The 23,694-nt window shown below is 25.3% G+C and carries 18 protein-coding genes and 2 pseudogenes; 2 read left to right on the top strand and 18 right to left on the bottom strand.

Features of this window, described 5'->3' with window-relative positions; translation table 11 throughout:
- Positions 1 to 110: 110 nt before the first annotated feature.
- The 10 genes from ACFIJ5_RS09440 to ACFIJ5_RS09395 all read right to left on the bottom strand — a co-directional run bounded on the left by ACFIJ5_RS09440 (position 111) and on the right by ACFIJ5_RS09395 (position 14,316).
- Positions 111 to 1,697, bottom strand: coding sequence for an ABC transporter permease (locus tag ACFIJ5_RS09440; RefSeq protein WP_379806363.1), 1,587 nt, complete (start codon positions 1,695 to 1,697; stop codon positions 111 to 113).
- A gap of 1 nt (position 1,698) precedes the next feature.
- Entirely contained in the window at positions 1,699 to 2,577 is an 879-nt protein-coding gene (locus tag ACFIJ5_RS09435) for an ABC transporter ATP-binding protein (protein WP_379806361.1), read from the bottom strand.
- A gap of 108 nt (positions 2,578 to 2,685) precedes the next feature.
- On the bottom strand, positions 2,686 to 4,119 hold the full coding sequence (locus ACFIJ5_RS09430; protein WP_379806359.1) for a HAMP domain-containing sensor histidine kinase: 1,434 nt from the start codon (positions 4,117 to 4,119) through the stop codon (positions 2,686 to 2,688).
- Between the two features lies 1 nt (position 4,120).
- Positions 4,121 to 4,837 (bottom strand): response regulator transcription factor, encoded by a 717-nt coding sequence (locus ACFIJ5_RS09425; protein WP_379806357.1) that lies wholly within the window; start codon positions 4,835 to 4,837, stop codon positions 4,121 to 4,123.
- Between the two features lie 144 nt (positions 4,838 to 4,981).
- Positions 4,982 to 6,883: an FtsX-like permease family protein gene (locus tag ACFIJ5_RS09420; RefSeq protein WP_379806355.1), complete on the bottom strand. Its 1,902-nt coding sequence runs from the start codon at positions 6,881 to 6,883 to the stop codon at positions 4,982 to 4,984.
- Between the two features lie 162 nt (positions 6,884 to 7,045).
- Positions 7,046 to 9,277: an ABC transporter permease gene (locus ACFIJ5_RS09415; protein ID WP_379806353.1), complete on the bottom strand. Its 2,232-nt coding sequence runs from the start codon at positions 9,275 to 9,277 to the stop codon at positions 7,046 to 7,048.
- On the bottom strand, positions 9,277 to 9,975 hold the full coding sequence (locus ACFIJ5_RS09410; RefSeq protein ID WP_379806351.1) for an ABC transporter ATP-binding protein: 699 nt from the start codon (positions 9,973 to 9,975) through the stop codon (positions 9,277 to 9,279). The genes ACFIJ5_RS09415 and ACFIJ5_RS09410 overlap by 1 nt, the downstream gene beginning before the upstream one ends.
- A gap of 424 nt (positions 9,976 to 10,399) precedes the next feature.
- Positions 10,400 to 11,815: a sensor histidine kinase gene (locus tag ACFIJ5_RS09405; protein WP_379806349.1), complete on the bottom strand. Its 1,416-nt coding sequence runs from the start codon at positions 11,813 to 11,815 to the stop codon at positions 10,400 to 10,402.
- A gap of 47 nt (positions 11,816 to 11,862) precedes the next feature.
- The gene (locus ACFIJ5_RS09400) at positions 11,863 to 12,570 is read right to left on the bottom strand and encodes a response regulator transcription factor (protein WP_379806347.1); all 708 of its coding nucleotides are present in this window, start codon (positions 12,568 to 12,570) and stop codon (positions 11,863 to 11,865) included.
- A 162-nt stretch (positions 12,571 to 12,732) separates the two neighbouring features.
- Positions 12,733 to 14,316, bottom strand: coding sequence for a serine hydrolase domain-containing protein (locus tag ACFIJ5_RS09395; protein WP_379806345.1), 1,584 nt, complete (start codon positions 14,314 to 14,316; stop codon positions 12,733 to 12,735).
- 329 nt (positions 14,317 to 14,645) lie between these two features.
- On the opposite strand from ACFIJ5_RS09395, the pseudogene tnpB reads away from it, so the two are divergent.
- Positions 14,646 to 15,776, top strand: a pseudogene (tnpB, locus tag ACFIJ5_RS09390) (IS200/IS605 family element RNA-guided endonuclease TnpB).
- Positions 15,777 to 15,841: 65 nt separating this feature from the next.
- Here the strand turns inward: tnpB and ACFIJ5_RS09385 are convergent.
- From ACFIJ5_RS09385 to ACFIJ5_RS09370, 4 genes are all read right to left on the bottom strand, one after another.
- Positions 15,842 to 16,237 carry a hypothetical protein gene (locus ACFIJ5_RS09385; RefSeq protein ID WP_379806343.1) on the bottom strand — a complete coding sequence of 132 codons (396 nt, stop codon included), beginning with the start codon at positions 16,235 to 16,237 and terminating at the stop codon, positions 15,842 to 15,844.
- Between the two features lie 25 nt (positions 16,238 to 16,262).
- Positions 16,263 to 16,853, bottom strand: coding sequence for an ATP-binding cassette domain-containing protein (locus ACFIJ5_RS09380; RefSeq protein WP_404660350.1), 591 nt, complete (start codon positions 16,851 to 16,853; stop codon positions 16,263 to 16,265).
- A gap of 605 nt (positions 16,854 to 17,458) precedes the next feature.
- A complete protein-coding gene (locus tag ACFIJ5_RS09375) occupies positions 17,459 to 17,989 on the bottom strand; it encodes an ECF transporter S component (protein ID WP_379806339.1) in 531 nt (176 codons plus the stop codon).
- 106 nt (positions 17,990 to 18,095) lie between these two features.
- Positions 18,096 to 18,365 (bottom strand): hypothetical protein, encoded by a 270-nt coding sequence (locus ACFIJ5_RS09370; RefSeq protein ID WP_379806337.1) that lies wholly within the window; start codon positions 18,363 to 18,365, stop codon positions 18,096 to 18,098.
- A 272-nt stretch (positions 18,366 to 18,637) separates the two neighbouring features.
- Between ACFIJ5_RS09370 and ACFIJ5_RS09365 the strand changes: the two are divergent.
- Positions 18,638 to 18,814: pseudogene (locus tag ACFIJ5_RS09365) on the top strand (VOC family protein); the annotation flags it as partial.
- A gap of 379 nt (positions 18,815 to 19,193) precedes the next feature.
- Here the strand turns inward: ACFIJ5_RS09365 and ACFIJ5_RS09360 are convergent.
- From ACFIJ5_RS09360 to ACFIJ5_RS09345, 4 genes are all read right to left on the bottom strand, one after another.
- Positions 19,194 to 21,098, bottom strand: a complete 1,905-nt coding sequence (locus ACFIJ5_RS09360) for an FtsX-like permease family protein (protein ID WP_379806335.1) — start codon at positions 21,096 to 21,098, stop codon at positions 19,194 to 19,196.
- Complete coding sequence (locus ACFIJ5_RS09355; protein ID WP_379806333.1) at positions 21,088 to 21,843, bottom strand: ABC transporter ATP-binding protein; 756 nt, start codon at positions 21,841 to 21,843, stop codon at positions 21,088 to 21,090. Before ACFIJ5_RS09355 ends, ACFIJ5_RS09360 begins: the two co-directional genes overlap by 11 nt.
- A gap of 108 nt (positions 21,844 to 21,951) precedes the next feature.
- Positions 21,952 to 22,932, bottom strand: coding sequence for a sensor histidine kinase (locus tag ACFIJ5_RS09350; RefSeq protein ID WP_379806331.1), 981 nt, complete (start codon positions 22,930 to 22,932; stop codon positions 21,952 to 21,954).
- Positions 22,932 to 23,633 carry a response regulator transcription factor gene (locus tag ACFIJ5_RS09345; RefSeq protein WP_379806329.1) on the bottom strand — a complete coding sequence of 234 codons (702 nt, stop codon included), beginning with the start codon at positions 23,631 to 23,633 and terminating at the stop codon, positions 22,932 to 22,934. The genes ACFIJ5_RS09350 and ACFIJ5_RS09345 overlap by 1 nt, the downstream gene beginning before the upstream one ends.
- Positions 23,634 to 23,694: the final 61 nt, after the last annotated feature.

Below are 23,694 nucleotides of genomic sequence, written 5' to 3'. Positions count from 1 at the left end.
TGCAAAATAATGTACATTTTTGTCTTACTATAACACTATTTTAACATAGGATGAGTATTATTTTCTATATATAATTTTGGAAATAAATGATAATATATACTTCAAAAGTTTTATTGATTTTCTATTTGTAATTGTCGTATAAGTAAAGATATTAATAAAAATATCATAGAAATCATAATAAGTAATAAGCTTTTAAGGTAAGAAGAATTATTTAAGATTTCAGCAAAATTTAGAAATTTAATATGATTCATAGGTCCTAAATACCATATTACAAGATACATAATTTCAAATAGCTTACTTGAATTACTTAAAACACCTAAAGCTATTGCTAGAGAAGGAATAAATACAGCACCTGCTGCAAAAGGTAGTATTGATTGTAAATTACCTGAAATTAATAATCTAATAAAAAAACCACTTCCTGTAATGAAAGAAACTATTGTACCAGCAGCTAAACATGCTGGCAGCTGTCTATATCCAAAATTTTCACTAGAAAATAGAATTTCATCTGTATTGTGACGGATTTCTCTGTTTCCCATTGAAGACCAAACAGCTATTGGCAGTAACCATACAATAGGGAAAAGATAACCTTGTACTATTTGTATTGGAGCCAATATACATGCAATATTCAATCCTACTTCTAGTAATATTAACCACAAATTAAAATTTTTAAATAATAATTTTAATTCTACATTAATTAAATTTAAACCATTAAAGTTATATGGAACAGAAGTTAATTTAGAAATACTCATAGATGGAGCTGACACATTTTTAGTATACACATCATTTTCAACATGGTGTTTCTTCTTAGATATTTTCTGTTTTTTCTTACTAGTAGATGTAAATCTATCAAAAAATGCTGATGCTAATAAAGCTATCAATAAAGCTGCTATAATAATAATTATTCTTTGTATAAAAATATCAAATTGCCAATTTATTCCTTCGAATAGAACGGTTTTTTTAATAGTGGGATTACAATAAACCCAGTTTAATCCTAAATCACCAGTTTTAATATTTGATATATTTGCAAGATTTTGGTTGATAGCTTTTATTCCAAATAAATCTAAAGTACTTATATTTGCGTTTTCACTTGCAGTACCCTCCAATGATACAATTGCACACCATAAAAAAAAGTATACAATGTTTCCTATAGTTCCTTTCAAAAATCCTATAGTTTCAAAAAGTACTGCTATAGATGCAATGAATAATAAAGCTGGAATTCCAAACATAATAGATGGAGCTAATAATTTCCCCAAATTAATAGGTTCCTGACCTCTTAAAAGATAAATTATTATTATGACTAATGAATTTATAGCTAATATAGTAAACAACACCAAAAAGTTACTAAATAATTTTCCAAGAATATAAACGTTTTTACTTACAGGTGATGAAGCAATAATTTCTCCAACCCTAGTTTCTCTATCACGTTTTATAGAATTATTTATAACATAAAAACCAAATAAAGATAAAATAATTATAGACAAAAATGAAGCTGCAGTTCCTATAAATGCAGAATTATATACTGGTCTATAATCTTGACCTATGAGTAAATATAAATTTTCTCCTGAATTTGTACTAGAAGGTATTATAAAAAAAGAACCAAATATAACTAAACCTAATAGAATTAAAAAATTATAGCTTCTAGTTCTTTCTCTAAAATCAGCAATACATATATTATGAATTTTTGAAAATAAATTCATTTTAATTCCTCCTATCAGTATTATTTATTAAATACAGATAAGCATCTTCCAATTGAGGAGTGCATTTTTTGCTATTACTATATGGCTTAAAATCACTCACAACTCGTATATGAACCCCATCACTTCTACGTATAGTACTGCTAATTATATATTTTTTTCTAAACTCATTTAAAGAACTACTTGGTATTATACATTCCCATACTTTACCTTCAATAGGTTTCATTAAATTTTCAGGTTCGCTATCTATAAGTAAATGACCTTTACATATCAATGCTATACGTGTTGCAGTTGACTCAACATCTGATACTATATGTGTAGAGAAAATTACAATTCTATCACTAGATATATCTGTTAATATATTTCTAAATCTAACTCTCTCTTCAGGATCCAATCCTACAGTAGGTTCATCAACTATCAAAAGTTTAGGGTCATTTAAAAGAGCTTGCGCAATTCCAACTCTTTGCTTCATTCCTCCAGAATATGATCCAATAGGACGTTTAGCTGCTTGAGTTAAATTTACAACTTCTATTAATTCTTTTATACGTTTTTTAGCTTTTACACCTGTTATTCCTTTTACTGCAGCTATATATTCTAAGAACTCTATGGCATTAAGTTTTGGATAAACACCAAAGTCTTGAGGAAGATATCCAAGTAGTCTTCTAACTTCATTAGGCTTTTTGGCAATATCTATTCCATTCCATATTATTTTTCCTTCTGTAGGTTTTGTAACTGTTGCAATCATTTTCATAAGTGTTGATTTACCTGCACCATTTTGTCCAAGAAGTCCAAGTACGCCTGGCTGAAGACGTAAATTAAAATTTCTTATACCCCAAAAGTTACCTTTATATTTTTTACCTACATTTTCAATGACTAACTCCATAAAAATCCCTCCTTGAAATGAAGTATACTATCAATTATAAAATCTAAATCTTTATAGAAAATTAATGTAATCTTAATGTAACCTTAAATTTAAAAATACAAAACAGTATCAAATATTACATATTGGTAATTTAATTAAAAATATTGTTTTCTCCTTTTCATTTTGATCTAACACTATGGTACCTTTGTGTTTTTCAATTATTTTTTTGGTTATTGAAAGTCCTAAGCCTGTACCATCTTTACTAGTTCTAGATTCATCTACTCTTGTAAAAGGTTCAAAAATTAATTCTTTATATTCTTCTTTTATACCAATACCATTATCTGATATTCTAAGTACTAAATTGTTATGCTCATTGTAACAATAAATATTTAATTCAGTATTTTCTTTGTTGTATTTCAGAGAATTAGAAAATATATTTGTAATAGCTCTTGTCATTTGTTTTTTGTCAAAGTTTATTATAGTTGGAACTTCACTTATATCTACATTTATAATAAAATTCTTTTTTTCAAATTCTGGATAAAATTCAGCTACAAGAACCCTAAACCATTCTGTAAAGTTGTCTTTAACAAATTTAAATTGAAAATGTTCATCTTCTAATTTTACTAGTTGGAATAAATCTTCAATTAAATTTGTAACATAGATTGATTTATCATAAATATATTTAATATATCTTTTCTTATCTTCTTCATTTATAGTTTCATTATCATAAACTAGTTTTGAAAAACCTTGTATTGATGTTATAGGAGTCTTTAGATCATGAGATAAATCAATAAGCATTTGTTGTTTACTTTTTTCCAATTTATCATTTTTTATTTTTGTATTCATAAGTTCACAAGCCATGTCATTAAAAATATCCTTTATTTCTTCTATCTCTTTTTCAGCCTTAAAATTTAACCTTACCTTATAGTTAAACTTTTTCATTTCTTTAAGTCCATTTTTTAAATTTGTTAAAGGTTTTGTAATATGTTTTGAAATGATTTTACTGTATATATAAGTACTTGCTAATATAAAAATGATAAAGGTAATAAAAAGAATACTAGTACCTAATAGATGCAATTTAGTTGAATTTAATGGATTCATAAATAATTTAAATGACATTGATATAGAAAAATATTTTTTTGGTATTTTTATAAGAAATAGGTACTTTTCTTTATTGGGACCTTTTATAGGATAAATACAATACATGATAGGGTATTTTTCATCATCATTATGAAATAATACAGAATTATCATATAAAAATCTTTCATCATAATGATAAATATTATCTTGTTTATTGCCTTTTACAAATACTACATTTTTATTTTCATCTAAAATTTCTATCCAACCGTAAAGTTCTTCTATAGTATTTGTATTGATTTTATCATAAGGATATTTTAATAAATTCTCAGCCTCTAACCCTTGTAAATCTAAATCTTTAAACATTATATGCTCTATTATTGAATTTGAAGTTCTTAAAGAAACCATATACATAACAACTACTAATAATATTATAAAGATGCAATTTTGAAAGAAAAATTTCTTCATAGACTTTCTATTTTTCATCTTAATGCTTCCTTTCAAATCTATATCCCAGTCCCCGTATAGTTTTTAAGTATTTAGGTTTTTTAGGATTCTCTTCGATTTTATCCCTCAATTTGCTTATATATACCATTATTATATTGTTATTACCAAGATACTCTTCATCCCAAACATTTTCATATAATTGTTGTTTTGTTAATACTCTATTTGAGTTTTTTACCATTAAAAGTAATAATTTATATTCCATAGAAGTCATATTAATTTTAATATCATTTTTAAATACTTCACAGCTGTGTTGATTTATATTAATATTATCAATTTTAATATTACATTTATTATTTATACTTTCATTATTTATACTTTCATTATTTTTGTTAAATTCATAGCATCTTCTAATTAGAGCTTGTGCTCTTGCAACTACTTCTAGTGGATTAAAAGGTTTTGACATATAATCATCTGCACCTATTCCTAATCCATAAATTTTATCCATATCTTCACCTTTAGCTGAAAGAAACATAATTGGTACATTTAAATGTTTTCTTATTTCTTTTACAAGTTCTATTCCATCCATTTTAGGCATCATAATATCTATAATCATAATATCTATAGAAAATTTTTGAGACATTTTCAAAGCTGTTTGTCCATCATAAGCTTCTAATACTTCAAAACCACTATTTTTAAAATATATTTTTAAAAGTTCCACAATTTCAAATTCGTCATCTACAATTAAAACCTTCTTCATAATATAACCTCCACAAAGTCTCTTATCTAAATAATATATTATTTTACAAATTTAATCAATTATTACATGTTATTGAATTGAAATTGTAGTATCTAAAGAATAAAAAAAAAACACATGCTGCTAAAGCAACACATGGTTTTAATATTAATTTATGTTTATAGTTACGATTTTTTTGTAAGAACTTATTGTAGCCATATAATATATGTAATATATTACAATATAGGATAATAAAATTGTAACTATTAATTTTACAGATGTAATATTCATTATACTTCTTAAAGCTCCTAAAGCTGCAATACTATGGAATATTCCAACTAATAAAGGTATAAAAAACAAAGGTCTTATTTGTTCTTTTATGGATTTACAAATTTCTTTTTTACTCATTCCTATTTTTTTTAGTATTGCATACCGTTCTCTATCTTCATAGGCTTCTGCCAATGTTTTAAAGTAAATTATACTTGTAGTAGATATTAAGAATACTATGCCTACAAATACTCCTATGAATAAAAATGCTCCAACTAAAATCGCTTTTTGTTTGTAATAATCATAATAAGTATTTAAAGATGCTTCTTTGGGTACTATTTTTTTTATATTTTCTGTGAGGTATTTACTATCTTTTCTATTTGTGATCATATAAGCATTAATTCTTATTGAATTATTTGTATCATAATATTTTTTATAAATTTCATCTTTTACTACTAATGAAATTCCAATACTTCCACGATTTAAAATCTGATTTTTGAAATCAACAATTTTAAATTTGTTTCCATCTTTACCTAAAGTCATTTGCAAATTTTCCTTTTTATTAATTTTATAATAACTAGATAATATAATCCCTTCATCTTTATTCTTTAATTTTATTTGATCAGTATTGTACACTATGTTACTTAATTGATTAAATTTACTTTCAGATATTAAATATATACTTTTATAATTTTCAAAATTTTTGTCAGTACATGATTTTATATCAACTTCAATAACTTCAGTTTTTACAGAAAATTTAAGTTTATTATTAGAACTTTTATTTATTGCTTTTTCCACTTTTTTATCTATAACTTTATCTTTTCCCGTATATACATAGTCAAAACGGTTTTCTGCTGTAATAATTCTATCTATTAAATTATTTATAATCCAGCTGGAACTTACAGCTGTAACTGTAGCCGCACTTAAAATTGATATAATTGCAAAACTTCTTGCGTTACCTTTTATTCTAAAAAGAAGATTTGACACTGCTATCATGCTGCTGCCTTTATAAAAAATTTTTTTGCTTTTCTTTATTTTTTTCAATGTATAAATAAGAAAATTATTAAAAAATATAAATGTACCTAAAATAACAAGTATTAAAGCATAGAAAAAAACACTAAAATCATTCGTTATTTTTAAAAGTTCTTTACTATTAACAAGTGCATATCCAAATCCTATAAAAAATATTGAAATTATGGACCAAAATACTGATGTTTTAGGTTCTTTTTCTTTTTCTTTTGATGCTTTAAAAAGTTCAACAAGTTTAAATTTATATATTATTCTGTATGAATGTAAAGATGTAATGAAAAAGAAAATTCCAAAGACTTTAAAAGTTTGTTTTATAGCTTTAAAACTTATGTAAAATTCTACTGGAACGTATAATTCCATAACTCTAAACAATATCATCATAAAAAGCTTAGTCAGTACAGTTCCAAAGAATATTCCAACAAGTAAAGCTAGTAATCCTATTATTATATTTTCATAGAACATCATTCTTCCGATTTGCTTTTTCTTTACCCCTACTAATGAATATATTCCAATTTCTTTTTTTCTCTTTTTAACAAAAAATGTTGTTGAATTCCAAACAAATATTATAGCAAATACCCCTATAACTATAGCTGCTAATATAAAAACTTGATTATTAAAATTATTTGCTTTTGATAAATTTTCTAGTTGTTTATTATATCTAACAGATTCAAACATATAAAATATCATTACGTTTATTACTATTGAAACAAAATATAAAAAATAATTAGATATATTTCTTTTTATATTTTTTGTCGCTAAACTTAAAAGAGTCATTTACCCACCTCAGTTTTAAATTGTTTTACAACTAAATTTCATTAAATAGCAACAGTTTTGTTAAATGTTGTTTATAATAATTATAAATGTTTTTTTTGAGCCATACCATAAGTTTTACTTACAAAACTGATTTTTAATCTTACATTTTTGTAACATTTGAATCTATTCCATTCTAGATTTTAAGCTTTCACTCATAGATATTTTTCTTATCTTTCTTCTTGACAATCTTTTACTTAATTCATAAGTTAATAGTATTATTATAAAACCTACAAACAAATACATTTTGTCAATTATAATTGGAAATGAAAAGTTAATATCTTTTGTAACTGATTTGAACATAGCATCAAGAGAAATCATTAGCAAAGGTATTCCTAGAACATATCCTATTAAAACAAAAATTGTGCTGCTATTTAAAATTAGTGAGTATATCTCTTTCTTTTTATAACCCAACACTTTGAAGAGAGATATTGTCTGTTTATTTTCTTCGATTACAAGTGATGTTACTACATATATTACTATGAGCCCTATTAAAAATGCTAAAAATGCCATTCCACTTACTACATATTTAAAAGGCTCAATAACTGAATCAAAAGCTTTTTTAGAATCACTCTTCGTATTTTCCTTTAAAACTATTTCTTGTGGTAAATCTAACTTTTTATCACTCCATAGTCCAATATAACTTTCCTGTGGCAAATTAAATTTAGTATTAAATTTGTTTATTGGCATATAAATATTATCACCAATGTACGTATCCGCAATTTTATCTATTTTTACTGTGTGTTCTTTTGCATCGAATTTTCCTTTTATTTTTATTACATCTCCTTCTTTAAGATTAAGTTTTTCAGAAAGTGGTTTTGTTACTATAGTTTTTTCTAAACTTAATTTATCACCGTTTTTATCCTTTAATGAAATGTATTTTGAATTTTCATTTATACCATAAATTATAATGTTTAACTTTTCATCATCCTTTTTTGTAAAAGGTGCTAATGAATATGCCTCACCTTGATTTGGAGAACCTTTTTGAAGTGAATTAAACATATAATCGTACTCGTACATATATACATTTTCAAAAGTATCTTTCATTAAATAGTCTATAGAACTCTTTGCTGCAAATCCATATAATAAAAACATAGTTGCAAATACGATACCTAAAAGTAAAAATACGCTTCTAGGGATATTTCTAAGAAGTTCTCTAATTCTAAATTTAGTATTGAATGAAGATCTATTAAGTTTTAAGTTTCTCTCAATAAAATTAACTTTATTTTTATTTCTTCCACCTCTCATAAGTTCTAATGGTGAATATCTAAGACCAATGTTAACAACCAAAGCACTTGAAATAGTTAAGAAAAGAAGTGGAAGTAAAAAACTTAATATTATATATTTTGGGCTGTAATTTATTGATGCCAGTGGTACATTAAAAAATGTAACCATGTATTTTATCATAGGCTTTACAGTTAAAAGTCCTAGAGCAGTTCCTACAGTACTACCAACTAAAGAAACAGTAAAAGGATATAAAAGGTAATGTTTTAATATCTCAAATTTTCTGTATCCTAAAGCATAGAGAGTACCTATTACTGTAAATTCTTTTTTTACCATTCTCCACATTACCACACTAATTAATATGGAAGTTAAAATCAACATTGCCAGCGGCATGGCCACACTTACTTTTTTAATACCATCAATTTTTGCATCTACATATGAGATTCTTCCATTTTCACGGTTATCTGTCCATCGTAGTATTTTATTGCTTTCATTTAAAGTATTTTTAAGCTCAGAATTTACATCTTTACTCCCTCTAAATTTTATACTATAAAAACTATATCCTTTATTAAAGTATTTAAAGGAATTTTTCGTAATAACTGCAATACCGAAAGTTTTTGGATTTGATATCATGTCTGTTTCTGATTTTAATGGATATATATAATTTGGAAGGGACATATATCCCACTATCTTAAAGTTCTTATCATATATTTTAATGTTGTCACCTATTTTGTATTTGTTTTCTTTTGCAAAGGCAGGATCTAAACATATTTCATCATCATTTTTAATTTGACTTCCTTCTATAACGGCAGGTAAATTCACTTTATTATTTTGGGTAAATACTCTTATTGTTTTATCTTTTGAAAAATCATAATCAAATGTACTGCCTTCCTCCATGATTATATTAAATTTAGATTCAAGATGGGCTATATTATCAATTTTTTTCTGAACTATAAAAGAGGCATCTTCTTGAATATAATCTTTTTTAAAAGATGAATTACTCTTTTCAAGATTAATATTAAGCACATTAAACATTATAAAAAAAATACAACTAATCATTATTAAAACTGCCGAGCCAATATACTGAGAGCTGTTTTCCATAATAGTTCTTTTAACTTTTTTATTAATACTCATTACCACTCAATCCTTTCTGCTGGCATTACATTTTTGTTTTCAATTTGATCAGCTACTTCTCCACTTCTCAATTTAAAAATTTTGCTTGCCATTGCACTTAAAGCAGTATTGTGAGTTATTATAAGTATTGTTGTTTTAAATTTTTTGTTTATATTTTCAATAAGTTTTAAGATATCTAATGAGGTTTCATAATCTAAAGCACCTGTAGGTTCATCACAAAGTAAAAGTTTTGGATTTTTAACTATAGCTCTTGCAATAGAAACTCTTTGTTGTTCTCCACCACTTAGTTCTCTTGGAAATCTATATTTTTTATCTTCCATAGATACTGCTTTTAAAACATCATCAATACTAAGAGGATTTTTACTTATATTTACGGCGACTTCAATGTTCTCCTTAACAGTAAGATTTGGTACAAGGTTATAAAATTGAAAAATAAATCCTACTTCATTTCTCCTATATTCTACAAGTTCTTTATCACTCATATTAGAAATTTCAACTCCATCTATTACAACTTTGCCACTGTCTTGCCTGTCAATTCCACCTATAATATTTAAAAAAGTTGATTTACCAGAACCAGATGGACCTAAAATTGCTGCAATTTCTCCTTTTTCAATAGAAATATTAACATCCTTTAAAACATGTGTTACCACATCACCAGTTTTATAGCTTTTACATAAATTTTCACTTTTCAAAAACATTTTTTCGCCTCCATTCCATTTTTAATTAATGTAATTATATCCTTTATCTTTTCCTTCATCAATGAGTTTTATCATATAATGAAGAAATTCTTTCGAAGATAAAAAACAGCCGCTGCGGGAAATGATATCTTGCTTAGAAACCTTTCACTTCAGTAATAAGTTCTAAGCTTTACTCATATTAAAAAATAACTTTTTTCAAATTCGTAAAGATAAGAACTTGTAAACTTTGTTCAAATGTTTCTTACGCAAGATATCATTTTCCTTCGCTAAGCAGTATTTTTTTACTGAGAAAGTTGAGTTATTTATAAACATAATATAAATATTAAGCAACTTGCTAAGTATATAATTTCATTAGAATAAAAATTTAAGACCTACTACTAACTATAGAAATAATATTAGTAGTAAGTCTTTATCAGAATAGAGTCTAGTGGTTAGTGAAAGATGGAATAGATATTACTAAGGTAGTTCCAATTCCAATTTTACTTTTTATGTTACAATTTCCTTTATGTAATTTTATTATTTCGTATGCAATTGCCATTCCAAGTCCTGATCCATTTGAATTGGTATTAGTATTTGTTCCTCTATAATATTGTTCAAAAATATGAGGTAATTCATCAGGATTTATACCCCTTCCATTATCTTTTATAACTATATCTATATCAGTATTATTTTTAATTATATCTATACAAATATTTGTATCATCATCATTATAAATTAAAAAGTTAATTAAAAAATTAGAAAGAGATCTTCTTAATAATTTAGCATCAGCATTTATGTATAGTACATCACTATAACTGGTAAATTTAATTTTTCTATTAAAAAAGTTTGGGCTTGATAAAATTTCTTTTTTCATTTCTATAACAAACTGTACTATATTAATTTTTTCATAATTTAAATGTATAGCACTATTTTTAAGTTTATGAATCAAATTTAAGTCTTGGACTAATTCTTCTATATATACAGCTTTATCATACATTATAGAAGAATATTTTTTTATTTCCTCTTCAGTAAAAGTATATTCACTATCTTTCATTATTTCTGTAAAACCTTTAATAGAAGAAAGAGGAGTTTTAATATCATGACTTATATATGAAGTCCATTTTTCTCTTGATTTATCTAATAAATCTTTTTCTAATTTGCTTTTATTTAATGCTGTTGATAGCTTATTTAAACATGCATATATTGGTTTATATAAACCTTTTTCTTGTATATTTAAATTATACTTACCTTTTGATATGATCACTATAGAGTCTATAATTTTTTGCAGTGGTTGTACTATTTTTTTTGAAAAACAAAAATAACTAAATAATATTATAATAATTATATTAATTAGTAAAATAAAAATGAATTTTCCATGTAACAAATTTTCTAATGCGGAAGTATTGTATTGAATATTATATTTACTTACCACTTCTAGTGGAAATCCTAATAAATAAGAATACTTTTTCCCCATTATTTGTTTTTCAAATATGAAAACTGAGCTATTTGCAATATCATACTTATAAGAATGTATTAAATTTATCGGACTATAGCTGCTGGGTACTTCTAATGGTTTATTATATGATGAAACTTCTTTCAAAGAATTATCTATCATTTGAAACCATAGATTATTTTTTGAAAGCAGTTTTTTTCCTTTTTCGTCTAAAAATATTGAGTTATCTTTATATTTGATAGCTTTATCAATTATTTCATTATATTTATTTATCTTGAGTTGAGAATTATTTATGAATACTGAATGCAGCATAATTATGTTAACAATAAATATTATAGCGAATAAAATTATAACATTTCTAGTAAACATAGATGATATTTTTATATATGATGAGTTTTCATTATTCATTTTTAACACCTTTCTAAAACGATAATCAATAAATATCTATAGAAATACTACATATTGAATTTATATCCTATACCCTTTACTGTAATTAAATATTTAGGATTAGCAGGAGATTGTTCAAGTTTTTCACGCAGTCTACTTATATGTACCATGAGGGTATTTTCATATCCAACAAAATCATCACCCCACACTTTTTGAACAATTTGTTCTTTAGATAAAATAATACAAGAATTGTCTACTAATAATTTAAGGAGTTTTAATTCTTTTGCCCTTAATATGTACTCTTTACCATCTCTTTTTATTTTTCCTTCATTAAAATCAATAGTAAAATCATTTGTAGTCACTATAGCCTTTTTTAAGTTTAATGATTTTTTTATAAGTTCTATTCTTCTAAGATGAGCTTTAACTCTAAAAACTACTTCTTTTGGTGAAAATGGTTTTGTTATATAATCATCTGCTCCTAACCCCAACCCGAGAATCTTATCAGTTTCTTCATTTTTTGCAGATAGAAATAAAACAGGAGCTATAGTAAATTTACGAATTTCTTTAAGAACATCAAATCCATCTTTCTTAGGCATCATTATATCTAAAATTACTATATCTGGATCATAGTTTTTACATACTTCTATAGAATCAATGCTATCTTTTACAGTTTTCACATTTGGAAAACCTTCTTTTCTAAATATTGCACTTAAAAGAACTAAAATTGCTTCTTCATCATCTATTATTAAAACCTTGCTGTCAATAATTTTTATCATATCCTTTCTAAAAATATAAATTTTTCACTTAGCTATATAGTATTTTTGTACTAAGAAAGTTAAAAGTTAAGTGAACATATAATAAATATATGTTCACTAATAGGATTGTACCAAGAATAAATAAGTAAAATCAATAAAAATATGATAAATTGTAAAATATTATTAATTTGAAATACATTTTGAACCACTTTTTAATATACTAACAATGTATACTAACCAAATACTGAAATAAATAAAATATAAAGCTATTTGTATTGTAAACGGATACCATACAAAAATATAGTTCCATTTTATTTTTAATAGTACATAGGGCAATATATATAGTGCATAATTAATTAGTACTAAAAAAATAGTTGAAAATATAATTTTTATAACTGTCTTTTTTTCTTTAAATTGAAATCCCCTTTTTTTAAAAAACAATTGTTTTATTATTTTTATAAGATTATACAACTTAAAACAAATTAGTAAAGTAGTAATTAAGATAATTATAGAACAAATTTTATCAATCATTCCATTTAAATCTTTTATTTTAGTAGTTGTACTTGTTTTTTTCAATAAAATATTCATAATTTCTTCACACATAGTTGATGAATAAAATGTATTACTATTACTTAATAAAACAATACCAAGCTTTTCATGTGGTCTTATGATTATACTTGAAGAATAATTAGGATTGGAGCCTCTGTGTAAAATTTCCAAACCTTTGTTATTACGTATTATCCAACCAGCAGCATAATTCATACCATTTCCAAAAGGTTGTACACTTTTATTTGGTATATGTGAAGCATTAATTAAGCTAGAATCAAATGAAGAGGTAGGTAAACTGTTCATCTGAATCAATAGCCATTTAGCCATATCATTGATATTAGAGATAATATATCCAGCAGGTTTGTTCCCGTCATATATAGGTGCCTCATATTTTTTGGGCTTTCTAAGAAAAAGTTTATAGCCTTTTGACATATTAGAACCATCTATTTGATTTCTATACATATAAGTTTGATTCATTTTCATAGGTGTTAATATCTTATCTTTAATATAATCTTCATATTTTTGCCCAGAAACTTTTTCTATAAGAAGTCCTAAAACATCATAGTTAATAGTTGCATATTGATATTTATCTCCAGGTTTATTATCTAATTCTACGCCTACTAAGGTTTTAACCGTTTGTTTTATTGCATCTTTGCCAGTTGTAACTGGAATATTAAATATGGTATCTGCAGAAATTCCACTTGTATGATGTAGTAATTCTTCTATTGTTATTGTAGCTATATTACCTTTAAATTTGGTCTTTAGCCATGGAATATATTTTGTAATAGAGTCATTTAGATGAATAAGTCCGTCTTTTTCAAGTTGCAGTATACCAAGAGCTGTAAATGCTTTACTGTTAGACCCAAGTTCATATAAAGTTTGGGATGTGGCTAATTTAGATGATTCTAAATCAGCATAACCAAAGCCAGATTTATAAATGATGTTATCACCATGAACAATAGCTACTGATAAGCCGGGTATTTTTCCGACAGACATTTTTTCACCTATTAATTTTTCTATTTCTTTTATATTATTTGGAAATGAATCATTTGCATCTAAATTTATATTTCTATCATTTGGATATGTGATGTGTGCTTTATCGTCTGCTAGAATTTTAGTTCGAATAAATAAAATAAGGAGAAATAGAACGCTAAAAAAAATCAATGATTTAATGATTATAGAAAAAATTTTTGCATTTTTAGTGTTTATGTTTTTCATTTTTTTCACTCACCTTCATGTCTTATAGATTAATTTTTCTAACATAAAATAGCATAACATTTCAATATTACCCTAACTTGACACCAACCTTAACTTAACCTTAAATATATTTTTGATTTCATCCCAAAAGTACAAAAGACTTACTAAATAATATTAGAAACAATATTACCTAGTAAGTCTTTTTCTATATTTTTAACTCTTTTCTTTATTTTATCATTTGCCCGTAAGACACCCATCCTCTATAGGTGGGTGATGTAAGGGCGCTGTTAATAATTACAAGTATAAATTTAATCATATTGGGTATACTATACATATTAAGGGGTGAACTTATGCAACTAGCTTTTAAATATAGAATATATCCAAATAAAGAACAAACTATAATGCTTAATAAAACCTTTGGCTGCAATAGATATATTTTTAATCATTTTCTAAATTATAAAAATGAGAAGTACAAAGAAACTAAAAAATCAGTTTCTTATAAAGAATGCTCAAGCCTATTAACTAGCTTAAAATATAATTTAGAATGGCTCAAAGAAATTGATAGTATATCGTTGCAACAAACATTAAGGGATTTAGATAAAGCATTTAAAAATTTCTTTAAAGGGTATGGATTTCCTAGATTTAAAAGTAAGCATAATCACTTTCATAGTTATAGAACCCAAATGGTTAACAATAATATTGTTATAGAAAATAATAAAATCAAACTTCCCAAAATAGGTTTTGTTAAACTTAAATATCATAGACAACTAAAAGGTAGAATTTTAAATGCTACTATATCTAAAACTAATACAAATAAATTCTATGTTTCCCTATGTTGTGAAGTTGATAATATAAAAAAACTCCCAAGACTTAATACTTCTATTGGACTAGATGTAGGTATCAAGTTTTTTTGTGTTACTTCTAATAATGAAATTATTGATAATCCTAAATTTTTGAAAAAGTATTATAAATAACTTTTGAAGGCTCAAAGAAGATTATCAAGTAAAACCAAAGGAAGTAACAATTTTCATAAAGCTAGAATTAAACTAGCTAAAATACATGAGAAGATAGCAAATTGTAGATTAAATTTTCTACATGAATTAAGTTCAAGACTAATTAATGAAAACCAAATTATTTGTCTTGAAAATCTTAAAGTAGAAAAAATGCTTAAAAACAGTAAACTATCAAAACTCATTAGTGATGTAAGCTGGTCTAAGTTTAGACAACTCCTAGAATATAAAGCTAAGTGGTATGGTAGAACTATAGCTTTAGTCGATACCTATTACCCTTCAAGCCAAATATGTTCTAACTGTGGTTTTCAAAATGAAGATGTTAAAAATCTTAATGTTAGAACATGGAAATGTCCAAACTGCCATTACATACATAAAAATAGAGATTACAATGCAGCATTAAATATATTAAAAGTAGGATTGGAACAATCCGATTTTAAGCCTGTGGAGATAGTAGGGTTAATAGTCTAAATGACTATTAACAGGTCTTTGAAACAGGAAGCTCCCACTTCAACCGTTAGGTAAGTGGGGGCAGTTCACTTTTCACAATTTGGACTAAAATTTTCACACCATTTTTGAAAAAATGAACTCCTAATATCAACTTTCTTTTTAAGAACAGTCCAAGATATTTTTAAAGTCACTACTACTAAAAGTATAAATATTACTGCAATTATGTAATAATAGTAATTTACCAATGCTTCGTTAAAAATCACATCTGAAATTATATTCATAACAGTATTACATACTATAAGTAAAAGTATTGTCAGTTTATTTATAGAAGCAACTAGTATTGAAATAGAATACATTAATGATATAAAAATTACTGTAATCAAAACAACAAATGGCAGCAGCGTTGTAATAAAAAACGAACCACCTAATACAGGTCTCAAAAGTTTGTATTGAAATTTTATATAACTTTTCAAATCATTCATTTATAATCCATCCTTTAACTATTTTTTACTTTGAAGTTATGCGAATAAATAATTCTTGAAGAGACATAGGTTTTACATCCATTCCTTTGAATTTCAATTCTCTGATCTCTTCCTCTTTAATCTCATCAAATACATAAGCCTTTTCTAAATAGCCCAAAGGTTGTGTGTTTAAAACATTTTTATTATTTGCAAGTTCTGTAATTTTTTCTTTGTTTCCTGATATTAAAAATGCTTTACTCATAACATTTTCCATACTATCATCTAAAAGTACTTTACCTTTATTAAGAATAATTATATTTTCAAATATAGTACTTACTTCATCTATTAAATGAGTTGAAAATATTATAGTTCTTGGATTTTTTAAATAATCTTGTAAAAGAATATCATAAAACAACTGTCTAGCAGCTGCATCTAATCCTAAATAAGTTTCATCAAAAATTGTAAGAGGTGCTCTAGAAACTAATCCTATTATTATACCCACCATGGACTCCATACCTTTTGAAAGTGCTTTATATTTTTTGCTTACATCTAATTCAAATTTATGTACTAATTCATTCTTAAATTCATCATCCCAATTTTCAAAAAAGCATGCAGCAGTTTTAAAAATTTCTTTCACTGTAAAGCCAGTCATATAAGTCATTGAATCCTTAATGAAACAAATCTTATTAAGAACTTTTTCATTTTCGTAAGGCGTTTCACCAAAAATTTTTACTTCACCTTCTGTTAAATTCTTTCGAAAAACTTATAATTTCTTTAATAATAAAAAGACATTCCAATAATTAGGAATGTCTTTTCATTTACTTATTATCTTTTAAATTAATGAAAGTTAATTTTTTTGATATTATTTTTGTTTTAGTAAATATAATTCACTCAACTTTCACAGTACAGAAATACTGCTTAGCGAAGGGAAATGATATATTGCGTAAGAAACATTTGAACAAAGTTTACAAGTTCTTAGCTTTACGAATTTGAAAAAAGTTATTTTTTAATTACTGATTCCTACGGAATATTAATTAAAAAATCTTTTTTCAATATGAGTAAAGTTTAGAACTTGTTACTGAAGTGAAAGGTTTCTGAGCAAGATATCATTTCCCGTAGCGATTGTTTTTCACCTGCGAAAGTTGAGTTATTAATTATCTTTAAAATTAAAGGTTTCTGAGTAAGATATCATTTCCCGAAGCGGCTATTTTAAATTGTGGAAGTTGAATAATTTACTGCTTATTAGTTTTCGTAAGCATCTAATTTGAGACCGCTTTTATTTACAATAGGTTTGATTATTGCGGCTATAGGTATAGTAATTGCAACACCTAATCCTGTAGTTATAAGTGAAGATATCATTTTAAATAAAGCAGGATAGAATCCAACAAATACTAACCAGTTAACAATAAAATAACCTAATAATGAAACTACTCCACCAGCTATGAAAGCAATAATATTTTGTACTAGGTTGTTTCCTCGTTTTGCAAACATAAAAGCTATGTATCCTACAACAAATCCTGTTAATCCTTTTATTATAAAAGTAGGAAGTACCCATGCTGCAAACTTAGGATTCATTGCATCAAACAAGGCACATCCTATAGCACCAGCCCATCCAGCATCTTTTCCTATAAAAATTGCAGAAATAAAAATAGCTGTAGTACCTAAATGAATCATTGTACTACTTCCTCCAAAATCAATAGGAATATGTAAAAATGTTCCTATAAAACAAATGGCAGAAAAGAGTCCTATTAAAACTAATCTTTTTGTTTTCATTATAATACCTCCATTAGTTCTTTTTTCACCATGTACTATTATATACATATATTAAATTTTTGCATAATGTATCGATACACCAAAAATTAAAATTCTAGAGGAACCTCTAAGATTTTCTTTGATCTATAATTCTTTTCAATTTTTCTAATTTATATATATTAAAACCTGTTAACTCACTTATTAGTTCTGCATTCATTCCTCTTTCTATCATATTTTTTGCAATCTTCATTTTTTCTTTTTTTCTTCCTAGCTTCATACCTTTTTTCATACCCTTTTTCATTGACTTTTTACTGCTCTTCTTTACAGATTTTTTAATTTTCTTTTTCATGCCCTTTTTTCTTTTCTCTTCCATATTCCTTTCTAAATTATAATCCATACTTAACCCCCATTAAATTATTAATTATTCAACTTTCGCAGTAAAAAAATACATATATTCTTATATAGTTAAAACTTACTTAATATATATTATTATATATTTTATAGAATATTCACTTAACTTTTAACTTATTTAAACTATATTATTTACTTATTCAATTTTTGCAGGACAAAAATATTGTCTAGCAATATAGATAGAATAGTGTTTAGGAGGTAGAATTATGCCAAATATTAAGTCTATATTAAGTAATATTTTGTAAATTATATTATAGATTTGAACTTGCTTTCCCATGTGAAAATCCTAAAGATGTTGATAAATCATTTAAGAAGTTAATCTCTAAAGGAGCAACTTCTATTAGTGAACCACAAGATATGCCTTGGAATCAAAGAACAGCACTATTTGCAGACCCAGATGGAAATATACATGAAATTTTTGCAGAAATTAAATAATACATAATTATATTAAAACATAGCCAAATAGTTTATAGCTGAGAGAGGACAATTGAGAGAAAGTTATTGTTTAAGAGTTATGTATTTTGCCAGTAAATAAAAATCGTATAAGATTAAGAAATCCTTGAACGACATTTACGTACTCTTAGCTTTACGAATTTGAAAAAAGTTATTTTTTAATTACTGATTCCTACGGAATATTAATTAAAAAATCTTTTTTCAATATGAGTAAAGCTTAGAGTACGTTATGGAAGTGAAGGATTTCTGTTCTTATATCGATTTTTATTTACTGGCTGCATATACTTATGGTAAACACTGAAAGGTTTCTAAGCAAGATATCATTTCCCGCAGCGACTGCTTTTTATCTGCAAAAGTCAAGTTACTCGCTATCTAAAAAGCTAAGATTCTTATATCTCCAGAAGAAGAAATACATTAAATTAATAATAAAAAACAAAATCAAAATCTGTAAAATTGGTTTCAAAATTGGAATTTCAAAAATTATATATAAAAGCCTATATACAAACAAAGAATTTATAGTTGCTAATATATATGGTGCAAAGAATATTAACATCATTTCTTTAGATATAATACTCCTAAGTTCTTTAAAAGTTAAACCTAAACTTATCATATTACTATATTTATTCTTATCTTGTTTGATTTCAACATAAAACTTAAAATTCATATAACTTAAGGCTGCTAAATACAATATGGTTCCTACGAAAAAAATTAAATATAATGTAATTCTATTTAATTTTTTATTACTATCGTATGAATATAATCTTGAAATAAATATATTTTTATTATCTTTTTTTAGATCAATCTTTCTAGATTCGTCTTCAATTTCGCTACTAACTTCACTAATCTTTTGCCAATTTTCAACTTCATAACCTATAAATAATTTTTTATTGTACTTATTATAAATAGTTTCAAAATCTTCATCAGATATTATATAACAATTTTGTAACATTCCCTTAAAAACAATACATCCATCTATATTATTCTTAATCCAAGGTTGAAAATTCTTAGATATATTTAATTTTCTCCCTATTAATTTTCTTTCAAAATCATACATTATCTCGTAATTTGGAACAAGTACCGCTTCTCCTTTAGAAATATTAACCTTCTTTTTCTGTATAAGAGAAGCTATATTATTATATTCACTTTCCTTAATTAAATTATAGAACTCACTATTTTTAGTATCCTTTTCATTTAATATAACCTTAGCAATGTTTAATTTTACTTTATCATGATTTAAATTATTGCTTTTAAGAATATCCTCAATAAATTTTTCATCATTATCGTACTTAGAAAAATCATTTACAATATAATTTAAAGTTAATGGAGAATTTTTTACTGAATCCCTATCCAATATAACATTTTGTATATACATTGTTCCTATTGATGTAAAAGTAACAGATAATAATATTGTCACAACAAATAACATAGATGTGTTATTGAAAATTCTATATTTTAAACTAGACAAGGATAAAAAATTTGTTTTATTTGAATATACTTTTTTTATTTTTGACAATAAATATATTAAATAATTAATTACATAAGTATAAAATAAATAATTTCCAATTACAAATATTATTAATATAGCTGGTAACCTCAAAGTTTCAAAATTATCAGCAGTAGTAGTCATAACTAAAATATATCCATATACAATTATACTTATTGAAAATACACACTTTATCAAAGATACCTTTAATGCTTTATCTTGCTCTTTTTTATAATGTATTAAATCAATAATATTTTTAGATTTTATAAATTTAGATATAAAAATTGGAATAATAGAAAATAATATAATGTATCTTATTAATGTATTTATAACAGCTTTCATTGGAAAATAAAATTCTAATTCTTTAATTTCTAATATGCTAGAGATTAAAATCAAGAAAAATTTCGAAAAAACTATACCAACGATTATACCGATTAATGTAGATATGATTCCTATTACAATATTTTCTATAAAGAGTACCTTTCTCATATGGTTGTTACTCATACCTAATACTAAATAAATTCCAAATTCCTTTTTCTTTGCATTAATGACCATTCTTAAAAAATATATAACAAAAAATATTGTTATAATATATACTATTTCTTTTCCATATAAAAAAATAGATTGATGAATCCTAAAAGATTCCTCTTGTTTTAATGGATAATAGTAAATCATAGAAAAGATGAAAAATGATGATACTGAAAAAATACTACTTATAATATATCCTATGTATATTTTTAAGTTTCTAAAAACATTATTTATTACTATTCTTTCAAATGTCATAAGTTTTTCCTCCTAGGAAAGAAACCACATCTATAATTCTCTTGTAAAATTTATCTCTTTCCTCTCCCTTATACATTTCATTATAAATTTCTCCATCCTTCAAAAATAAAACCCTACTGCAGTAACTAGCAATCCTAGAATCATGAGTAACCATTACTATAGTTATATTAAACTCTTCATTTATATTTTTAAATAAATCCATAATAACTTTTGTTGAAGCAGAATCCAATCTTCCTGTTGGTTCATCTGCAAATAAAATTGATGGGTTATGAATTACAGCTCTTGCTATGGCTACTTTTTGTTTTTCTCCTCCAGAAAGTTTATGGATATTCTTATTCATTAAATCTTTGATACATAAAATACTTTCTAGTTTAGTAAGTCTTTTATGTATTTCATCAAATTCCACTTTTTCTAAAATTAAAGGAAGCATTATATTTTCTTTAACACTTAAAGTATCAATAAGCCTAAAATCCTGAAATACAAAACCTATCTTTTCTCGTCTCATTAGAGCAAGTTGTTCTTTGTTTAGGTTACTCATATCAAATCCATCAATATAAACCTTTCCAGCAGATACTTTATTTATTGTAGAAGCTGCATTTATCAAAGTAGTCTTACCACTGCCAGAAGGTCCCATTATTCCAAGAAACTCGCCTTTTTCTACTGCTAAATTAATATTCTTCAAAGCTATATTTCCATGACCATCTCCATATATTTTATATACTTCCTCTAGTTCAAGTACACTCATTTTCCCATCCTCACCCCGTTCACTAGAATTTTAGTTGACAGAAGATACTTTTTTTACCACATCCACTATTTTTCACATGCAAAAGTTAAACTATTTTATTATAAGCTACTAACTAATAATAATTCTTATCCTTGTTCCGATACCTTCTTGAGATTCAATATCTAATTTATGATTAAGTTTTTTACAAACCTCATTAACAAGATAAAGGCCCATTCCAGTTGACTCTCCATAATTTCTTCCATGCTCACCAGTATAAAAAGGCTCAATAACTCTCTTTATATCCTTTTTAGGTATTCCAATTCCTTCATCTTTAACTTCCAAAACTACTTTGGAATCAGATTTATAAGCATTTACTTCTACAAATTTACCTTTATTAATTGAATATTTAACTGCATTAACTAAGAGCTGATCCAATATAAATTTAATCCACTTTTTATCAGATTTTATACTAATACTTTCTTCAATATTAAGTTTAGGGAAAATTTTATTTTTTATAAAATACCTTTTTTGCTGGTTTATAACTTCACTTGCTGCTGTTCTTAAGTTAAAATCCACTACATTAAAGTCATGCTCAAAAGTATCTAAACGAGCATTGTATAATACCATATTCAATCCTCTCTCTAATTTATCCGTTTCCTCTTTTATGTCATCAACATAAGGTTCATCTTCATTATCTTGTAAAATAAGTTTTATTACAGATAAAGGAGTTTTCATTTGATGTACCCATTGATTTATAAAATTAATATGTTCATTTTGCTTCTTTATATATAAATGAATTTTATATTGATAGAGACTATATAGGTCATTTACAAAGCTATTTAAATCTCTTCCAAAGGAAGATGTGCCAAAAGACTTAAGAACTTCATCAAAATTTTTAGGCTTTTTATTTAAAGTTTTATATATTTTTTTATTGTTTAAATACCTTATTGTTAAATAACAAAAAAGTAAAAATGTACTCAAAAATATAAAATACATAACATTTGATAAATTACTAAATCCATCAAATACTGCATATATGGTAAAAAGAAGCACAAAATTTAGTATGTACAAAATCACTATCCCAATATGCTCTCTTAAAAATAGTTTCATTACATGTTCCTCCAAGTGGCATTTAGTCTATAGCCTGAACCCCTAACTGTTTCAACTGCATTTTTTATTCCAATATCACTTAATCTTTTTCTAACTCTTGTTATATTTACACTCAATGTGTTATCATCTACAAAGTTTTGATCATCCCATAAGCTTTCTAATAAATTATCTCTTGAAACAACTTTAGGATATTTTTTCATTAATATTTTTAGTAGTTTACATTCATTTTTGCTTAAAGATATTTTTTTATCTTTAAAATTTATTTCCAATCTTTCAGGATATAATAAAAGTCCTTCTATTTCTATAACGTCTTCTGCTCCTTTTGAAGCATACTCACCATAAACTCTTCTTAACTGTCCTTTAATTTTGGCTAAAACCACTTGATAATGAAAAGGTTTTGTTATATAGTCATCTCCTCCGCTTTCTATTGCCATGACTTGATTCATTTCATTATCTCTAGCAGAAATAAATATAATAGGACACAAAGATTTTTGCCTTATTTTTGTACACCAAAAATATCCATCAAATTTAGGCAAATTAACATCCATTAATACTAAGTCAGGTTTCTCTTGTGTGAAAATTTCTATAACTTTATCAAAATCCTCTAAAACAATTGAACTATATCCATATCTTTCAATGTATTCCCCTAAAAGTTTTGCAATATTTTTATCATCTTCAACTATCATAATTTTATAACCCATATCAATCACCTCTAATAGTATTGTTTATATAATTTTACAATATTATTTGAATAATACCAAG

The organism is Haloimpatiens myeolchijeotgali, from assembly GCF_042688525.2.
In the GTDB taxonomy this organism is placed as follows: Bacteria; Bacillota; Clostridia; order Clostridiales; family Clostridiaceae; genus Haloimpatiens.
This window is presented reverse-complemented; position numbering and strand designations above follow the sequence as displayed.

Excerpts from the sequence above, each read along its gene's own strand:
- ACFIJ5_RS09415 (WP_379806353.1), bottom strand. The coding sequence starts at position 9,277 with ATGAGTATTAATAAAAAAGTTAAAAGAACTATTATGGAAAACAGCTCT.
- ACFIJ5_RS09355 (WP_379806333.1), bottom strand. The coding sequence starts at position 21,843 with ATGAGTGTACTTGAACTAGAGGAAGTATATAAAATATATGGAGATGGT.
- ACFIJ5_RS09405 (WP_379806349.1), bottom strand. The coding sequence starts at position 11,815 with ATGAATAATGAAAACTCATCATATATAAAAATATCATCTATGTTTACT.
- ACFIJ5_RS09395 (WP_379806345.1), bottom strand. The coding sequence starts at position 14,316 with ATGAAAAACATAAACACTAAAAATGCAAAAATTTTTTCTATAATCATT.
- ACFIJ5_RS09375 (WP_379806339.1), bottom strand. The coding sequence starts at position 17,989 with ATGAAAACAAAAAGATTAGTTTTAATAGGACTCTTTTCTGCCATTTGT.
- ACFIJ5_RS09400 (WP_379806347.1), bottom strand. The coding sequence starts at position 12,570 with ATGATAAAAATTATTGACAGCAAGGTTTTAATAATAGATGATGAAGAA.
- ACFIJ5_RS09435 (WP_379806361.1), bottom strand. The coding sequence starts at position 2,577 with ATGGAGTTAGTCATTGAAAATGTAGGTAAAAAATATAAAGGTAACTTT.
- ACFIJ5_RS09440 (WP_379806363.1), bottom strand. The coding sequence starts at position 1,697 with ATGAATTTATTTTCAAAAATTCATAATATATGTATTGCTGATTTTAGA.
- ACFIJ5_RS09410 (WP_379806351.1), bottom strand. The coding sequence starts at position 9,975 with ATGTTTTTGAAAAGTGAAAATTTATGTAAAAGCTATAAAACTGGTGAT.
- ACFIJ5_RS09350 (WP_379806331.1), bottom strand. The coding sequence starts at position 22,932 with ATGAAACTATTTTTAAGAGAGCATATTGGGATAGTGATTTTGTACATA.
- ACFIJ5_RS09345 (WP_379806329.1), bottom strand. The coding sequence starts at position 23,633 with ATGGGTTATAAAATTATGATAGTTGAAGATGATAAAAATATTGCAAAA.
- ACFIJ5_RS09360 (WP_379806335.1), bottom strand. The coding sequence starts at position 21,098 with ATGACATTTGAAAGAATAGTAATAAATAATGTTTTTAGAAACTTAAAA.
- ACFIJ5_RS09425 (WP_379806357.1), bottom strand. The coding sequence starts at position 4,837 with ATGAAGAAGGTTTTAATTGTAGATGACGAATTTGAAATTGTGGAACTT.
- ACFIJ5_RS09385 (WP_379806343.1), bottom strand. The coding sequence starts at position 16,237 with ATGAATGATTTGAAAAGTTATATAAAATTTCAATACAAACTTTTGAGA.
- ACFIJ5_RS09370 (WP_379806337.1), bottom strand. The coding sequence starts at position 18,365 with ATGGATTATAATTTAGAAAGGAATATGGAAGAGAAAAGAAAAAAGGGC.
- ACFIJ5_RS09430 (WP_379806359.1), bottom strand. The coding sequence starts at position 4,119 with ATGAAAAATAGAAAGTCTATGAAGAAATTTTTCTTTCAAAATTGCATC.
- ACFIJ5_RS09420 (WP_379806355.1), bottom strand. The coding sequence starts at position 6,883 with ATGACTCTTTTAAGTTTAGCGACAAAAAATATAAAAAGAAATATATCT.